This window comes from Leifsonia sp. KNZ13-11D, from assembly GCF_056754895.1.
The window spans coordinates 2,374,198-2,390,817 of record NZ_JBPGWU010000001.1 but is presented as its reverse complement, the minus strand read 5'-3'; the positions used below and the strand labels follow the sequence as shown (position 1 = coordinate 2,390,817).

Annotated in this window: 14 protein-coding genes; 12 read left to right on the top strand and 2 right to left on the bottom strand. The window is 70.2% G+C overall.

What is annotated here, in order from left to right; translation table 11 throughout:
• Positions 1–7 precede the first annotated feature (7 nt).
• The 4 genes from ACR9Y5_RS11895 (at position 8) to ACR9Y5_RS11880 (ending at position 2,513) form a co-directional block, all read left to right on the top strand.
• Positions 8–640: a CDP-alcohol phosphatidyltransferase family protein gene (locus ACR9Y5_RS11895; protein ID WP_481298144.1), complete on the top strand. Its 633-nt coding sequence runs from the start codon at positions 8–10 to the stop codon at positions 638–640.
• Complete coding sequence (locus tag ACR9Y5_RS11890) at positions 633–1,139, top strand: FHA domain-containing protein (protein ID WP_310129896.1); 507 nt, start codon at positions 633–635, stop codon at positions 1,137–1,139. The genes ACR9Y5_RS11895 and ACR9Y5_RS11890 overlap by 8 nt, the downstream gene beginning before the upstream one ends.
• Positions 1,139–1,828, top strand: a complete 690-nt coding sequence (gene ftsR, locus ACR9Y5_RS11885; protein ID WP_481298143.1) for a transcriptional regulator FtsR — start codon at positions 1,139–1,141, stop codon at positions 1,826–1,828. Before ACR9Y5_RS11890 ends, ftsR begins: the two co-directional genes overlap by 1 nt.
• Before the next feature lie 133 nt (positions 1,829–1,961).
• The gene (locus tag ACR9Y5_RS11880) at positions 1,962–2,513 is read left to right on the top strand and encodes a MerR family transcriptional regulator (protein WP_481298142.1); all 552 of its coding nucleotides are present in this window, start codon (positions 1,962–1,964) and stop codon (positions 2,511–2,513) included.
• 132 nt (positions 2,514–2,645) lie between these two features.
• Here the strand turns inward: ACR9Y5_RS11880 and ACR9Y5_RS11875 are convergent, their stop codons facing one another.
• Positions 2,646–3,455: a ParA family protein gene (locus ACR9Y5_RS11875; RefSeq protein ID WP_310134934.1), complete on the bottom strand. Its 810-nt coding sequence runs from the start codon at positions 3,453–3,455 to the stop codon at positions 2,646–2,648.
• Positions 3,456–3,534: 79 nt separating this feature from the next.
• On the opposite strand from ACR9Y5_RS11875, the gene ACR9Y5_RS11870 reads away from it, so the two are divergent.
• The 5 genes from ACR9Y5_RS11870 (at position 3,535) to ACR9Y5_RS11850 (ending at position 11,284) form a co-directional block, all read left to right on the top strand.
• Positions 3,535–6,939 carry a pyruvate carboxylase gene (locus ACR9Y5_RS11870; protein WP_481298141.1) on the top strand — a complete coding sequence of 1,135 codons (3,405 nt, stop codon included), beginning with the start codon at positions 3,535–3,537 and terminating at the stop codon, positions 6,937–6,939.
• Between the two features lie 108 nt (positions 6,940–7,047).
• The gene (locus ACR9Y5_RS11865) at positions 7,048–8,409 is read left to right on the top strand and encodes a MinD/ParA family ATP-binding protein (RefSeq protein WP_481298140.1); all 1,362 of its coding nucleotides are present in this window, start codon (positions 7,048–7,050) and stop codon (positions 8,407–8,409) included.
• 84 nt (positions 8,410–8,493) lie between these two features.
• The gene (gene def, locus ACR9Y5_RS11860) at positions 8,494–8,985 is read left to right on the top strand and encodes a peptide deformylase (protein WP_310129888.1); all 492 of its coding nucleotides are present in this window, start codon (positions 8,494–8,496) and stop codon (positions 8,983–8,985) included.
• Positions 8,986–9,008: 23 nt separating this feature from the next.
• Entirely contained in the window at positions 9,009–9,854 is an 846-nt protein-coding gene (locus ACR9Y5_RS11855) for an NAD-dependent epimerase/dehydratase family protein (RefSeq protein ID WP_481298139.1), read from the top strand.
• Positions 9,855–10,600: 746 nt separating this feature from the next.
• Positions 10,601–11,284, top strand: coding sequence for an endonuclease domain-containing protein (locus ACR9Y5_RS11850; protein WP_481298138.1), 684 nt, complete (start codon positions 10,601–10,603; stop codon positions 11,282–11,284).
• 189 nt (positions 11,285–11,473) lie between these two features.
• Here ACR9Y5_RS11850 and ACR9Y5_RS11845 read toward each other — a convergent pair whose 3' ends face one another.
• The gene (locus tag ACR9Y5_RS11845; RefSeq protein WP_481298137.1) at positions 11,474–13,303 is read right to left on the bottom strand and encodes an AMP-dependent synthetase/ligase; all 1,830 of its coding nucleotides are present in this window, start codon (positions 13,301–13,303) and stop codon (positions 11,474–11,476) included.
• Between the two features lie 142 nt (positions 13,304–13,445).
• Between ACR9Y5_RS11845 and ACR9Y5_RS11840 the strand changes: the two genes are divergently transcribed.
• The 3 genes from ACR9Y5_RS11840 (at position 13,446) to ACR9Y5_RS11830 (ending at position 16,552) form a co-directional block, all read left to right on the top strand.
• Positions 13,446–14,396 (top strand): ROK family glucokinase, encoded by a 951-nt coding sequence (locus ACR9Y5_RS11840; protein WP_481298136.1) that lies wholly within the window; start codon positions 13,446–13,448, stop codon positions 14,394–14,396.
• 27 nt (positions 14,397–14,423) lie between these two features.
• Positions 14,424–15,113, top strand: coding sequence for a lysophospholipid acyltransferase family protein (locus ACR9Y5_RS11835; RefSeq protein ID WP_481298135.1), 690 nt, complete (start codon positions 14,424–14,426; stop codon positions 15,111–15,113).
• A gap of 110 nt (positions 15,114–15,223) precedes the next feature.
• Positions 15,224–16,552 (top strand): class II 3-deoxy-7-phosphoheptulonate synthase, encoded by a 1,329-nt coding sequence (locus ACR9Y5_RS11830; protein ID WP_481299565.1) that lies wholly within the window; start codon positions 15,224–15,226, stop codon positions 16,550–16,552.
• Positions 16,553–16,620 lie beyond the last annotated feature (68 nt).

Below are 16,620 nucleotides of genomic sequence, written 5' to 3'. Positions count from 1 at the left end.
TCGGAACGTGGAGGGTGGCAGCGCGGTCGTGAGTTCGCGGGTCTGGACGGTCCCGAACGTCCTCAGCTTCTTCCGCCTCGCACTGGTCCCGGTCTTCCTGTGGCTCATCGTGGCGGGGGAGGACGGATTCGCCCTGCTCGTGCTCGTCGTCTCCAGCATCACCGACTTCCTCGACGGCTGGCTGGCCCGCCGGCTGCACCAGGAATCCCGGCTCGGGCAACTGCTCGACCCGGCCGCCGACCGGCTCTACATCTTCGCGGCCCTGATCGGCCTCTGCTGGCGCGAGGTCATCCCTTGGTGGCTGTTCCTGGTCATCATTGCTCGGGATGTGATGCTCGCCGTCCTGGGGGTCATCCTGGCGAACCACGGCTTCGGCCCGCTCCCCGTGCACCACCTCGGCAAGGTGGCCACTTTCTGCCTGTTTTGGGCCCTCCCGCTGCTGATGGTGGGGGAGGCGTTCGCCCCGCTGGCGCCGTTCTCGCTCCCGCTCGGCTGGGACTTCGCGCTGTGGGGCGCGTTCCTCTACTGGTGGGCCGGTGTGGTCTACATCCGGGAGACCGCGCGGGTCGTCCGGCTTCCGGCCGATGACAGGGGCGCTCCATCGGATACGCTGGACCGCAAGGAGGTTGACGGTGCCTGAAGACATTGACCCGAACGCTGCAGCCGGCGGAGCCGACGACGCCGCCCGGAACCCCCTGCGGGACGCGGCGGGCAACGAAGACACGACCGCGCGCTTCGGCGAGGAATTCATCTCGAAGATGTACCCGTCGGGCGAGGTGTCGCCGGAGGAGCAGGAGGCCATCGCCGCCCTGCCGTCCGGTTCCGCCCTGCTGATCGTGCGGCGCGGCCCCAACGCGGGCGCGCGCTTCCTCCTCGACGCCGACGTGACCTCCGCGGGCCGCCACCCGAACGCCGACATCTTCCTCGACGATGTGACCGTGTCGCGTCGTCATGCGGAGTTCACGCGTCGGGGCACCGCCTTCGAGGTGCGCGACCTGGGGTCGCTGAACGGCACGTACTACGACGGCGTCCGCATCGAGAGCGCCCAGCTCGCCGACTCCGCCGAAGTGCAGATCGGCAAGTTCCGCCTCACGTTCTACGCGTCGCGTCACGACCTCGCCGCAGCGGCGAACGGCTAGTGGCCCGGCCGGCACAGCGTGCCGCCGGCGACGCTCCTGCCCTTCTCAGCATCGGCCAGGTCCTCGCGCGGCTCACGCCGGAGTTCCCCGACCTGTCGTCGTCGAAGCTGCGCTTCCTCGAGGAGCGCGGCCTGGTGTCGCCCGCGCGCACGGCGTCCGGCTACCGCAAGTTCTCCCCCGCCGACGTCGAGCGCCTGCGCGCCGTGCTCGGCATGCAGCGCGACCACTACCTGCCGCTGAAGGTCATCAAGAAGTACTTCGCCGACCTGGATGCGGGCCTCGACCCGGCCTTCCCCGGCTCGGTGCCCGCCGGCTCCATCCTCGGATCACGGCACTACCGTCGTGACGAGCTGCTGCGCGAGGCGGGCGCCGACGCCGAGCTGCTCCAGGATGCGGTGAGCGCCTCCCTGCTCCCCGCCGCCGACGTGTACGGCGACGAGGCGCTGACCGTGCTCCGCGCGCTGGCGGAGCTGCGCCGCAGCGGCATCGAACCCCGGCACCTGCGCGGGTTCCGCGCCGCCGCCGAACGCGAGATCGGTCTGATCGAGACGGCCCTGGTCCCCATCGCGCGCCGCAACGACGTGAGCAGCAAGGCCCGCACCGCGGAGCTCGCCCGCGAGATCGCGGCGCAGCTGGACGTGGTGCGCGGCAGCATCATCCGCTCGTCGATCGCGCGGCTGCGTCCGTGACGCGCGCCCGCGGCCTCGACACGCCGGAACCGAAAGAGCGGATGTCGTTGCCCGGCGACCGCCGCATGGGTACCGTGGATGAAGCGACGCGGTTGCGCCGCGCGATCCGCTACCCGGGTGAGAGGCGAACATCATGAGCGAACTGAGTCGTGAAGACGGTGTCGCCCGCTACGACCTCGGACTCCTGTTCACCGACGGCCTCCCCGAGATGGACGACGTGAACGGCTACCGCGGAGCGGTCGCCGCCCGCGCGGCCGGCATCTCCTACCGCCAGCTCGACTACTGGGCCCGCACCGGACTGGTCGAGCCGACCGTCCGCGGCGCCGCCGGCTCCGGCTCGCAGCGCCTCTACGGCTTCCGCGACATCCTCGTGCTGAAGCTCGTCAAGCGCCTCCTCGACACCGGCATCTCGCTGCAGCAGATCCGCACAGCGGTGAACCAGCTGCGCGAGTCGGGTGTCAGCGACCTCGCCCAGACGACGCTGATGAGCGACGGCGCGAGCGTCTACCTCTGCACCTCCAACGACGAGGTCATCGACCTCGTCAGCCGCGGCCAGGGCGTCTTCGGCATCGCGGTCGGCAAGGTCCTCCGCGAGGTCGAGTCGAGCCTCGTCGAGCTGGACACCCAGTCCGACGCGATGGACGAGCTCGCCGCTCGTCGCGCCGCCCGCACCCGCGCCTCCTGACGCGCTCCGCGCCTCCGGTCTCGGGCGCTCCGGTCTCCTAGGAGTCCGCCCACCGTCGAGTACACGAAAAGTGCACGCGGCGCGCCGTCGAACCGTGCACTTTTCGTGTACTCGACGGAGGGGCGGGGCAGTTCAGGACTGGACGGTTGCGTACTCGCCGAGGCGAGCGGTGCGCAGCACGCGCTCCAGCAGCAGGTCGAAGTTGTGCGCCATCTCCTGCGCGCTCTCGCCCGGCCAGACGTGCAGCGGCTTCGCCGCACCCTGCGCCTGCTGCAGCGACGTGCGCTCGGGCAGCTGGGGGGAGAGCACGAGCGGCCCGAACATGTCGCGCAGCTCCTTGATGCGGAACTGGTGCTCCAGCGACTGCACGCGCGCGCGGTTCACGATGATGCCGAGCGGCTGGAGGCGCGGCGACAGACCACGGCGGATCTCCTCGATCGCGCGCAGCGCGCGGTCGGCGGCGGCGACCGAGAACAGGCCGGGCTCCGTCACGACCGCGACGCGGTCGCTGGCCGCCCAGGCGGTGCGGGTCAGCGCGTTGAGAGACGGCGCGCAGTCGATCAGCACGAGCTCGTAGTCGTGCTCGACGTTGGCGAGCGCCTCCTCGAGCTTCCAGATGTCGCGGATGCTCGGGTGCGGGCCGTCGAAGTTGATGGCCGACGGGCTGCCGATCATGACGTCGATCGTCCCCGAGCGGCCCTTCGTCCAGCCGGACGGGGCGATCGCGGCGCGGACGATCTTCTCCTTCGGGGAGGCGAGCACATCCGCGACGTTGAGGTGACCGGCGACCTGGATGTCCATGCCGGTCGACACGTCGGACTGGGGATCGAGATCGACGACCAGCGTCCGCAGGCCTTTGGCGAACGCCGCCGACGCCAGCCCGAGCGTCACCGTCGTCTTTCCGACACCGCCCTTGAGGGAGCTAACGCTGAGTACGTGCACGAGAGCCACGTTACCTTCACTAGTCTTAGAGAACCTAACCGTTTGCTGTGTGGTGTCGACCCCTGCTCGAAAGGTCCCCATGTTCCGAAAGATCCTCGTTGCCAACCGCGGTGAAATCGCCATCCGAGCCTTCCGGGCCGCGTACGAGCTGGGTGCTCGCACGGTCGCCGTCTTCCCCTACGAAGACCGCAACTCGATGCACCGGCTGAAGGCGGACGAGGCCTACCAGATCGGCGAGCCGGGCCACCCCGTCCGCGCCTACCTGGATGTGCAGGAGATCATCCGCGTCGCACAGGAGTCGGGCGCCGACGCCATCTACCCCGGCTACGGCTTCCTCTCCGAGAACCCGGAGCTGGCGGAGGCCGCGCGCGCCGCGGGCATCGCGTTCATCGGCCCGCGTGCCGAGGTCCTCGAGATGGCCGGCAACAAGGTGACCGCCAAGGAGCACGCGATCGCCGCGGGCGTCCCGGTGCTCAAGTCGACTCCGCCGTCGCGCGACATCGAGGAGCTGCTGGCCGGCGCCGACGAGATCGGCTTCCCGATCTTCGCCAAGGCGGTCGCGGGCGGCGGCGGTCGGGGGATGCGCCGGGTCGCCACCAAGGCCGATCTGCGCCCCGCGCTCGAGGAGGCCATGCGCGAGGCCGACAGCGCTTTCGGCGACCCGACGATGTTCCTGGAGCAGGCGGTGCTCCGCCCGCGCCACATCGAGGTCCAGATCCTCGCCGACGGAACCGGCGAGACCATGCACCTGTTCGAGCGCGACTGCTCGGTGCAGCGCCGCCACCAGAAGGTGGTCGAGATCGCGCCGGCGCCGAACCTCTCCGAGGACATCCGCCAGTCGCTGTACCGCGACGCGGTCGCCTTCGCCCGCTCCATCAACTACGAGAACGCCGGGACCGTGGAGTTCCTGCTCGACACCGCGGGGGAGCGCGCCGGACAGCACGTGTTCATCGAGATGAACCCGCGCATCCAGGTCGAGCACACGGTGACCGAGGAGATCACCGACGTGGATCTCGTCCAGTCGCAGATCCGCATCGCCGCCGGCGAGACGCTGGCCGACCTCGGCCTCAGCCAGGAGACCGTGCACATGCGCGGCGCGGCGCTGCAGTGCCGCATCACCACCGAGGACCCCACGGCCAACTTCCGGCCGGACACCGGCAAGATCACGACCTACCGCTCGCCGGGCGGCGCGGGCATCCGCCTCGACGGCGGGACCATCAACCCGGGCGCCCAGATCAGCCCGCACTTCGACTCGATGCTCGCCAAGCTGATCTGCCGCGGCCGCGACTTCCCGGCCGCCGTCCTGCGCGCCCGTCGCGCGCTGGCCGAGTTCCGCGTGCGCGGTGTGGCCACGAACATCCCGTTCCTGCAGGCCGTCATGGAGGACCCGGACTTCATCGCCGGCAACGTCTCCACCTCCTTCATCGAGGAGCGTCCCGAGCTGTTCAAGGGCCGCGCCTCCAAGGACCGCGGCACCAAGGTGCTCAACTGGCTCGCCGACGTCACCGTCAACCAGCCGAACGGCCCGCGCCCGCTGAACGCGGACCCCGCCGAGAAGCTCCCGCAGCTCGACCTGTCCGTCCCCGCTCCCGCCGGGTCGCGTCAGCGCCTGCTCGAGCTCGGCCCGGTCGGCTTCGCCGAGGCGCTGCGTGCCCAGAAGGCGCTGGCCGTCACCGAGACGACGTTCCGCGACGCCCACCAGTCGCTGCTCGCCACCCGCGTCCGCACCCGCGACCTCCTCGCCGTCGCTCCCTACGTCGCCCGCATGACGCCGGAGCTGCTCTCGGTGGAGGCGTGGGGCGGCGCGACCTACGACGTCGCGCTCCGCTTCCTCGGCGAGGACCCGTGGGAGCGCTTGGCCGCGCTGCGCGAGGCCCTGCCGAACATCAACATCCAGATGCTGCTGCGCGGCCGCAACACCGTCGGCTACACCCCGTACCCGACCCAGGTGACGGACGCGTTCGTGCGGGAGGCAGCATCCACCGGCGTCGACATCTTCCGCATCTTCGACGCGCTCAACGACGTGTCGCAGATGCGCCCGGCCATCGAGTCCGTGCTCGCCACCGGCTCGTCGATCGCCGAGGTCGCCGTCTGCTACACCGGCGACCTGCTCGACCCGGCCGAGGACCTGTACACGCTCGACTACTACCTGCGCCTCGCGGAGCAGATCGTCGAGTCGGGTGCGCACATCCTCGCCATCAAGGACATGGCCGGCCTGCTGCGCCCCAGTGCGGCCGAGAAGCTCGTCTCCGCGTTCCGCGAGCGGTTCGACCTGCCCGTCCACGTGCACACGCACGACACCCCGGGCGGTCAGCTCGCGACGCTGCTCGCCGCCTCGCGGGCCGGCGCGGACGCGGTGGATGTGGCGAGCGCGCCGATGGCCGGCACGACCAGCCAGCCCAGCGCCTCCGCCCTCGTCGCCGCGCTCGCCCACACCGAGCGCGACACCGGCATCTCGCTGAACGCCGTGGAGGACCTCGAGCCCTACTGGGAGGCGGTCCGCCAGGTGTACCGGCCGTTCGAGTCCGGCCTGCCCGGCCCCACCGGCCGTGTCTACAAGCACGAGATCCCGGGCGGCCAGCTCTCCAACCTCCGCCAGCAGGCGAAGGCGCTGGGGCTCGCCGAGGATTTCGAGCTGGTCGAGGACATGTACGCCGCGGCCAACCGCATCCTGGGCCGCATCCCCAAGGTGACCCCCTCTTCGAAGGTCGTGGGCGACCTCGCCCTGCACCTGGCGGCCGTGAAGGCCGACCCGGACGACTTCGCCGAGAACCCGCAGAACTACGACATCCCCGACTCGGTGGTCGGCTTCATGGCCGGCGAGCTGGGCGAGCTGCCGGGTGGATGGCCGGAGCCGTTCCGCACCAAGGTGCTGGCGGGCAAGACGGTCAAGGTCGGCGTCGAGGACCTCTCGGCGGATGACGCATCGGCCCTCGAGGGCGGCAGCGCCGAGCGCCGCGCCACCCTGAACCGGCTGCTCTTCCCCGCGCCGACCCGGATCTACGAGCAGATGCGCGAGCTCTTCGGCGACCTCTCGGTCGTCGACACCCTCGACTACCTCTACGGTCTGGCGCAGGGTGGGGAGCACGTCATCGAGTTCAGCCGCGGCGTCCGCCTGTACATCGGGCTGGAGGCCATCGGCGAGGCGGACGATAAGGGCATGCGCACCGTCATGACCACGCTCAACGGCCAGCTGCGCCCGGTGTTCGTGCGCGACCGCAGCATCGTCGTCGAGTCGAAAGCGGCCGAGAAAGCGGACACGGCCAAGCCCGGCCAGGTCGCCGCGCCGTTCTCGGGCGTCGTCACCCTCCAGGTGAACGTCGGCGACGCGGTCGCCGCCGGTCAGGCGGTGGCCTCGATCGAAGCGATGAAGATGGAGGCGGCGATCACCGCACCGGTCGCGGGAACCATCGAGCGGCTCGCGATCCCGAAGACGCAGCAGGTGGACGCGGGCGACCTGATCGTCGTCATCCAGCCCTCCTGAACGGCGCCGCTCACCGCCCCCGTCGCCGTCCCGCCGCCGCCCGGGCGGCGGGACGGCCTACAATGACGATTCGCGGGACCCGCCCGCAGCAGAAGGAGAACGCACGCCGTGGCGAATGGTCATGACGCCGACACCCCCGAGCCGCGCTCGCCGCGCGAGCTCGTGCCGGCCGACGACGAGCTGACGCCGGCCGACGCCTTCACGCCGGTCCCGTCGCTCGAGGTCGACTCCACCCTGAGCATCGCCGTCGACCTGCCACCCGCGCCCCCGCCGGAGATCCCGGAGGACGAGGCCGCGGTGGCGATCGACGAGGTCCCGGTCGACCCGGGGTTCGTCGCATCGCCGACGGAGCCGACGACCATGTCCGTCGCGATCGTCGCGTCGCGCCTGGCGACGACCCCTCCCGGGGCCGCCGACGGCGCGGACGCCGTCCGTGCCGCGGACGGCGTCGACGCCGCAGCCGTGCCGCCCGGCGAGCCGTTCGCCGGCTCCCGCCGCGACCGCCTGCGCGGCGAGCACTCCACCCAGCCCGAGCCCGCCGCCATGCTGACCGCGGACCGCCTGCTCGAGGTCAACCGCAAGACGCGCCCCGGCCCCGAGGGCCCGTGGCAGCGCTTCGTCTACAACGTCACCTTCCGGACGGTGAACCTGGGCGACTCGGCCAAGGTGCGCGCCCGCAAGGAGCTCGACCACCGCATCCAGAAGCACTTCGAGGGGGGCGCCCGTTTCGTGCCGGTGCTCACCCGCAAGGGCGGCGTCGGCAAGACCACCGTGACCACGCTGCTCGGGATGGCGCTCGCCTCCGCCCGCGAGGACCGCATCATCGCGATCGACGCCAACCCGGACCGCGGCACGCTCTCGGAGCGCGTTCCGCGGCAGACGCGTTCGACCGTTCGGGATGTGGTGCACAAGGCCGCGAGCATCGGCGGGTTCACCGACTTCTCCTCGCTCGTCTCGCGCGACGAGACGCGGCTCGACATCCTCGCGTCCGACACCGACCCGATGCTGTCCGAGGCGTTCGACGAGAACGACTACAACGTCGTCGCCGACCTCTCGGCCCGCTTCTACTCGATCGTGCTGACCGACTGCGGCACCGGCATCGTCCACTCGGTGATGCGCGCGACGCTGCAGCGCGCCGACTCGCTGGTCATCGTCTCCGGCGGGAGCGTGGATGAGGCGCGGCTCGCCTCCGAGACCCTCACCTGGCTGGAGGCGAACGGCTACGGCGACCTGGTCCGCAACGCCGTGGTCGCGCTGAACACGGCGACGCACGCCACGAACCTGGTGAAGCTGGAGGAGATCGAGGCGCACTTCCGCTCGCGGGTGCGCGAGATCGTGCGCATCCCGTACGACCCGCAGCTGGCCGCCGGCTCCGTGGTGTCGTGGAAGGACCTCAAGCCGCTGACCCGCCTCTCGGCGCGCACGCTGGCCGCCCTCGTGGTCGAGGGGCTGCCGGCGGAGCGCGACTGAGCCACCCGTCCGATCCCGCTGACCTGCCTGCCGGCCCCGCCCGGCCGCCCGCCCCGCATCCGCCCGTTCCATCGAGGAGTACCCGTGACCGAACGCCAGATCCGCCTGTTCGGCGACCCCGTGCTGAAGACGCCGTCCGACCCGATCGGCGAGATCGACGACGGCGTGCGCGGACTGGTCGAGGATCTGGTCGACAGCGTGCTGCCTCCCGGTCGCGCGGGCGTCGCCGCGCCCCAGATCGGCGTCAATGAGCGCGCCTTCAGCTACAACGTCGACGGCGAGGTCGGCTACGTGATCAACCCCGTGCTCGCCGAGGTCTCGGGCGAGCCGGAGCTGGTCGACGAGGGCTGCCTGTCCGTACCGGGGCTGTGGTTCAAGACGCTGCGCTACCCGTTCGCCCGGGTGACGGGCATCGACCTCGACGGCAACCCGATCGAGGTGTCCGGCACCGGTGTGCTCGCGCAGGCGCTCCAGCACGAGACCGACCACCTCGACGGCGTGCTCTATCTGGACCGGCTCGACAAGGAGAGTCGTCGCGAGGCGATGAAGCAGGTGCGCGAGTCGGACTGGTTCTAGCCGCATCCACTAGACTGGGCGGTATGCGAATCGCGGTCACCGGAGGGTCGGGCAAGCTAGGACGCACTGTCGTGCGGGAGCTGCGGAAGACAGGGGACGAGGTCATCTCCCTCGACGCCGCGGGGGAGCGTGGTCCCGGTTTCGTCCGGGTCGACCTGACCGATTACGGCCAGACGCTCGATGCCATCCTCGGCGTGAACGACAAGCACGACGGCTTCGACGCGATCGTGCACCTGGCCGCCATCCCCGCACCGGGCATCCTGAGCGACGTCGCGACGTTTCACAACAACATCCGCGTCACCTACAACGTCTTCCAGGCGGCGCGCCGGGCCGGTATCCGCAACGTCGTGTATGCGTCGTCGGAGACCGTGCTGGGCCTGCCCTTCGACGTTCCGCCGCCGTACATCCCGGTGGACGAGGACTACCCCGCCCGCCCGGAGAGCACCTACTCGCTGGTGAAGCACCTCGAGGAGCAGATGGCGATCGAGCTGGTCCGCTGGGACCCGGCGCTCAAGATCGTCGCGCTGCGCTTCTCGAACGTGATGGACCCGGAGGACTACGCCGCCTTCCCCTCGTTCGACGACGACGCGCGGGCGCGCAAGTGGAACCTGTGGGGCTACATCGACGCGCGCGACGGCGCCCAGGCCATCCGCCGGGCGCTGGAGTGGGACACGACCGGCTTCGACCGGTTCATCATCGCGGCAGCCGACACGGTCATGTCACGCCGCAACGACGAGCTCGTCGCCGAGGTCTTCCCCGGCGTCCCGCTGAAGCGCGAACTCGGCGTCAACGACACCCTCCTCTCGATCGACAAGGCCCGCCGCATCCTCGGCTACGCCCCCGAGCACTCCTGGCGCGACGGGCGCTGACGCGACGGGCGCCGACGCGCCCCGCACTCCCGTCGCTCCCGTCGCTCCCGTCGCTCTCGTCGCTCTCGTCGCTCCCGTCTGTGCCGGGCGACATTCGTGCCGAATGTCGCCTCTGCTCCCCCCGCCCTGCGCACATTCGTGACGAATGTCGCCTCTGCTCCCCGCCCTGCGCACATTCGTGCCGAATGTCGCCTCTGCTCCCCGCCCTGCGCACATTCGTGCCGAATGTCGCAGAGCCTCCCCGATGACATTCGTGCCGAATGCGCCCTTCTCGCTACGCCGATGGCGACATTCGGCACGAATGTCGCCCTGCGGAAGTGTGCACAGGGGAGAGGTGCGGAGTGGGCATCCACAGATCTGGGGGAGCGCGACTGCGGCCACGCTGAACCGAGCACCATCGAGGGATGCGCAACCCTTCGCCCCTGCCCTCGCCCCTGATCGGGGTTCCGTTCACGACTTCGTCCGCGAGGCGGTACGGCGTCACCCGATCACGTCTGAAAAGCCGTGATCTCGATCACCCTTTCCACTCCGTCCACACCACCGCACCGCCGTCTGACGTCCGCAGGCTCTGCGAGGCCTACCTTCCCGTGATGCCGAAGGGAGCTTTCTTGAGCCATAGGACGGCTGCAGAACTCCTCGGGGTCCCTCTTCCAGCCCGGGATGGTCCTAGCGTGCTGCATGTCGCGGTTCCCTTCCCCCGGACGCCTCCCCGTGCCCGCGGAGTGATCGGTCACAGTTTGTCGCACGTGTCCGGTGGACTGGTCGATGGGCTGCCGGTCTGCGCGGCGGCCCAGGTGTGGTGCCAGCTCGCCGGCGAACTCGGTCGCGAGGACCTGGTGGCCGCCGGTGACCACCTCGTGGGTGCGCGCGGGCGACCACCGCTGGTGGGCGAGACGGAACTCACGGCTGCCGCTCTCCGGTTTCGCAGAACAAAAGGAGCAGATGCACGGGTATGGGCTCTGCCGCGCATCCGCCCCGGGGCCGACTCGCGTCCCGAGACCCTCCTGCGCCTCTTCCTCGAGGAGCACGGCATCACGGGCTTAGAGGTCAACCGTCCGGTACCTGCCCTCGCCGGTGCGCTGACGCTCCACCCGGACCTCAGCATCGCAGGCGCCGGAATCGCTTTCGAGTACGAGGGCGACGGGCATCGAATGGACCGCCGTCAGTGGCAGCGAGACATCGAGCGCCGTGAGCTCCTGGAGGCGGAGGGTTGGCGCGTAGTCCGGGTGACCGCCAGGGACCTCTTCACCGACCGTGACGCGTTCCTCGCCCGCCTGACGCGATTCGTGCCGAATCTCGAGTTCGACGCTCGCCCTTCCGACGCTGTCGCAGGTGTGACATTCGTGCCGAATCTCGAGTTCGACGCTCGCCCTTCCGACGCTGTCGCAGGTGTGACATTCGTGCCGAATGTTCCTCAAGCGGCGTCGTGAACGGTCATTCCGCACGAATGGTCGCGGTCATTGATCCCGGCCGACGCGCGTCACAGGGACAATTCGTGCCGAATGTGGCAATACAACTGACCAGAAGGTGCATTCGGCACGAATGAGCGCGGAGCCCGGGGCGCACCAGCGCCGGGTAGCGCCGCGGGCGCGACGTGCGCGCCGCGCGGCCCCCAGCGCTCAGTGCGCCAGCGAGAAGCCCTCGGTGCGCGGGTTGTCGCTGTAGATGCCGTCGATGACGTCGGCGAAGTCGGCCAGGATGACGTTGCGCTTGATGCTCAGCTTGGGCGTCAGGTGCCCGCTCGCCTCGCTCAGCTCGGTCGCGAGCACCACGAACTTGCGGATGCTCTCCGCGCGCGAGACGCCGGCGTTCGCGTGGTCGATGGCGCGCTGGATCTCGGCGTTGACGGCCGGGTTCACCGACGCCTCGGCGAGCGTCATGTCCTTGTCCTCGCCGTTGTTCGCCAGCCACGTGGGCAGCATCTCGGTGTCGAGGGTGACCAGCGCCGAGATGAACGGCCGCTGGTCGCCGACCACGACGACCTGGCTGACCAGCGGGTTGGCGCGGATCGGGTCCTCGAGAGCGGCGGGGGAGACGTTCTTGCCGCCCGCCGTGACGATGATCTCCTTCTTGCGACCGGTGATCGTGAGGAAGCCGTCCGCGTCGAACGACCCGAGGTCGCCGGTGCGGAACCAGCCTTCGTCGAACGCGGCGGCGGTCGCCTCCGGGTTCTTCCAGTACTCCTTGAACACGTTGATGCCGCGCACCTGGATCTCGCCGTCGTCGGCGAGGCGGAGGTCGACGCCCGGAAGCGCGGGGCCGACGGTGCCGATCTTGAAGGTGTCGGGACGGTTCACGGTCGCGGGCGCTGTCGTCTCGGTGAGGCCGTAGCCCTCCAGGATCTTGATGCCGAGGCTGTGGTAGAAGTGCCCGAGGTGCGAGCCCAGGGGAGCGGAGCCGGACACGGCGAACTTGACCCGGCCTCCCAGTGCCGCACGGAGCTTCGAGAACACCAGCCGGTCGTAGAGCGCGAACTTCAGCTTGAGCCCGAACGGCACCGAGCCGGCCTCGACGGCCTTGGAGTGCTCCACGGCGACCTCGGCGGCCGCGCGGAAGATCTTGCCGCGGCCGCCCGCCTCCGCCTTCTGCTCGGCCGAGTTGTAGACCTTCTCGAACACACGCGGCACGGCCAGGAGGAACGTCGGCTTGAAGCTCGCGAGCGCGGGCAGCAGCTGCTTCGTGTCGGCCTGGTGACCGACCTTGACGCCGCCGGTGACGCACAGCACGGCGATGAAGCGCGCGAACACGTGCGCTGTGGTGATGAACAGAAGAGTGGATGCTCCGCCCGGCTGCTTCACGACGTCCTTGAGCGCTTCGGCCGAGTTGCGCGAGAGTTCGACGAAGTTGGAGTGCGTCAGAACGCATCCCTTCGGCCGTCCCGTCGACCCCGATGTGTAGATGAGCGTCCCGATGTCGGAACCCTTCGCGATGCGGCGGCGGCGCTCGATCTCCTCGTCCGGCACGTCGACCCCGGCCGCGGCGAGCTTGTCGAGGTCGCCGAGGTGCAGCTGCCACACGGTCCCGACCAGGGGCAGCTCGGGGTGAACCTCGTCGAAGCGCGCGTGCATCTCCGCGTTCTCCAGGAACACGGCGATGGCTCCGGAGTCGGCCATGTTCCACTGGATCTGCGTGGGGGAGGACGTCTCGTAGATCGGCACGAGCACGGCGCCCGCGAACCAGGTGGCGAAGTCGATCAGCGTCCACTCGTACCGGGTCTTCGACATCAGGCCGATCTTGTCGCCGGGCTGGATGCCCGCGGCGACCAGGCCCTTCGCGAGCGCGATCACCTGGCGGTGGAACTCGGCGGCCGTGACGTCCCTCCAGCCGTCGCCCTCCGGGAGGCTGAACAGCGGCTGGTCGGGGGTCTCGGCGACCCGCTGCACCAGCAGATCGGTGGCGTTCGCCTCCGGGTCGGCGGGGACGATGACGGGCGTTTCGATCTGGTTCACGGTAGCTCCCTCGATACCGGGCGGGCGGGCGTCCGGCCGAAATGGCTTCGGCCGGAAGGGTTGATTACACTCTAGATGGTCCTGCCGGGGGCACTCGCGTCCGGGGGCCGCATCCCGCCCCCATCCCGCAGGAAGGCACCACGTGCACGCGATCGGCATCGACATCGGTGGGACCAAGATCGCGGGGGCCGTCGTCGACGAGCTCGGCGGGATCGTCCGGGAGGACCGGGTTCCGACCGACGCCAGCCGTCCGGTGGAGATCGAGAACGCCGTCGTCGAGATGATCGAGCGGCTGTCCGACGGGCCGGAGGAGATCGCGGGCGCGGGAGTGGCCGCCGCGGGCTTCATCGACGCCGCGCAGTCCACCGTGTACTACGCCCCGAACATCAACTGGCGGCACGAGCCCTTCCGCGAGAAGCTCGAGGCCCGCATCGACCTGCCCGTGCTGATCGAGAACGACGCGAACGCGGCGGGATGGGCCGAGTTCCGCTACGGAGCGGGGCGCCTGGTCTCCGACATGGTCGTCCTCACCATCGGCACGGGCGTCGGCGGCGCGATCGTCAGCAACGACCGGCTGTTCCGCGGCGGCTTCGGCGCGGGAGCCGAGATCGGGCACATGCGCGTCGTGCCGGGCGGCCTGCCCTGCGGGTGCGGCGCCCACGGCTGCATCGAGCAGTACGGCTCGGGACGCGCACTGCAGCGCATGGCGAACGAGCTGGCGGACGCCGGCGGCATCGGCCAGGGGCTCGCCGACGTGCGCGCGCGCACCGGCACCCTCACGGGCGGCGACATCAGCGCCCTGATCACCGCGGGCGACCCGGGCGCCCTGGCCGCGCTCCGGCAGCTGGGGGACTGGCTCGGCCAGGCCTGCGCGAGCCTCGGCGCCATCCTCGACCCGCAGCTGTTCGTGTTCGGCGGGGGTGTCGCCCAGGCCGGCGAGCTGCTGCTGGAGCCGATCCGGCAGGCGTATCTCGAGAACCTTCCGGCCCGCGGGTTCCACCCGGAGCCCGAGTTCGCGATCGCCGAGCTGGTCAACGACGCCGGCGTCGTGGGAGCGGCCGACCTGGCGCGACTCCACGCCTCCTCGATCTAGAGGCGCGGCGGGGATAGGCTTCGAGCGATGTTCTACTGGCTGATGAAGTACGTGGTCGTGGGGCCGTTGCTCCGCGGCATCTTCCGGCCGTGGGTGGTGGGGCTGGAGAACATCCCTGCCGAGGGCGCCGTCATCCTGGCGAGCAACCATCTCTCGTTCATCGACTCGATCTTCCTGCCGCTCGAGGTGGACCGGCACGTGTCGTTCCTCGCCAAGAGCGACTACTTCACCCGGCGCGGGCTGAAGGGATGGGCGACCAAGGCGTTCATGAACGCCACCGGCCAGCTGCCGATCGACCGCTCGGGCGGCAAGGCGTCGGAGGCGTCGCTGAACACGGGCCTCGCGGTGCTCGCGCGCGGCGAGATCCTCGGCATCTACCCGGAGGGCACCCGCAGCCCCGACGGCAAGCTCTACCGCGGCCGCACCGGTGTCGCGCGCATGATCCTGGAGGCCGGGGTGCCGGTCGTTCCGGTGGCGATGGTGGACACGGCCAAGATCATGCCCATCGGCACGCGCCTGCCGAAGATCGGCCGCATCGGGATCATCGTCGGGGAGCCGCTCGACTTTTCCCGGTTCGACGGGATGGAGGGCGACCGCTTCATCCTGCGCTCGGTCACCGACGAGATCATGTACGAGCTCCAGCGGCTCGGCGAGCAGGAGTACGTGGACGTGTACGCCACGACCGTCAAGGAGAAGCGGGCGACGCTGTCACAGTAGGACGGCCCCGGAGGCTTTCGCGGTAGGCTCGGATATCCCATCCATCCCCCGAGTGAGCGGAAGACCCAGTGCTACAGACCACAGAACCCGTCGTGCGACCTGACGAGTCCGTGATCGAGGGCCTGGAGTATTGGCGCACCCTTCCGATCAAGCAGCAGCCGGCCTGGCCGGACCCGGAGGCGGCGGCCGCCGCGGCCGCCGAGATCGCCACGCTGCCGCCGCTCGTCTTCGCGGGCGAGGTCGACCAGCTCCGCACCCGGCTGGCGCGCGCCGCCGAGGGCGAGGCGTTCCTGCTGCAGGGCGGCGACTGCGCGGAGACCTTCGCCGGGGCCACGGCGGATGCCATCCGCAACCGCGTCAAGACGGTGCTGCAGATGGCGGTCGTGCTCACGTACGGCGCCTCCGTCCCCGTGATCAAGATGGGCCGCATGGCCGGCCAGTTCGCGAAGCCGCGCTCCAGCGACACCGAGACCCGCAACGGCGTCACCCTTCCCGCGTACCGCGGCGACATCGTCAACGGGTACGACTTCACCCCCGAGTCCCGGCAGGCGGACCCGCGGCGGCTGGTGCAGGGCTACCACACCGCCGCCTCCACGCTGAACCTCATCCGCGCCTTCACGCAGGGTGGTTTCGCCGACCTGCGCCAGGTGCACAGCTGGAACAGAGGCTTCGCCGCGAACCCCGCCAACCAGCGCTACGAGGGCCTCGCCCGCGAGATCGACCGTGCCATCAAGTTCATGGAGGCGGCGGGCGCCGACTTCGACGAGCTGAAGCGGGTGGAGTTCTACTCCAGCCACGAAGCCCTGCTGATGGACTACGAGCGCCCGATGACGCGCATCGACTCCCGCACGGGCACGCCGTACAACACGTCGGCGCACTTCGTCTGGATCGGCGAGCGGACGCGCGACCTCGACGGTGCGCACGTCGACTTCCTGTCGCGGGTCCGCAACCCGATCGGCGTGAAGCTCGGCCCGACTACGTCGCGCGACGACATGTTGCGCCTGATCGACAAGCTCGACCCGGAGCGCGAACCCGGCCGCCTGACGTTCATCACGCGCATGGGCGCCGGCACCATCCGGGATGCGCTGCCGCCGCTGCTCGAGGCGATCAAGCGGTCCGACGCCAAGCCGCTCTGGGTGACCGACCCGATGCACGGCAACGGGCTGACCACGCCGACCGGCTACAAGACGCGTCGGTTCGACGACGTCGTCGACGAGGTGAAGGGCTTCTTCGAGGCGCACCGCGCCGCGGGGACGAACCCCGGCGGCATCCACGTCGAGCTCACCGGCGACGACGTGACCGAGTGCCTGGGCGGCTCCGAGCACATCGACGAGGCCACCCTTGCGACGCGCTACGAGTCGCTGTGCGACCCGCGCCTGAACCACATGCAGTCGCTCGAGCTGGCGTTCCTGGTCGCCGAGGAGCTGTCGCAGGCCTGAGCCCGTCCCCAACGGAGGGTCGCAACACGCCGTTATCCGCCGCGGATAACGGCGTGTCGCGTCCCCTG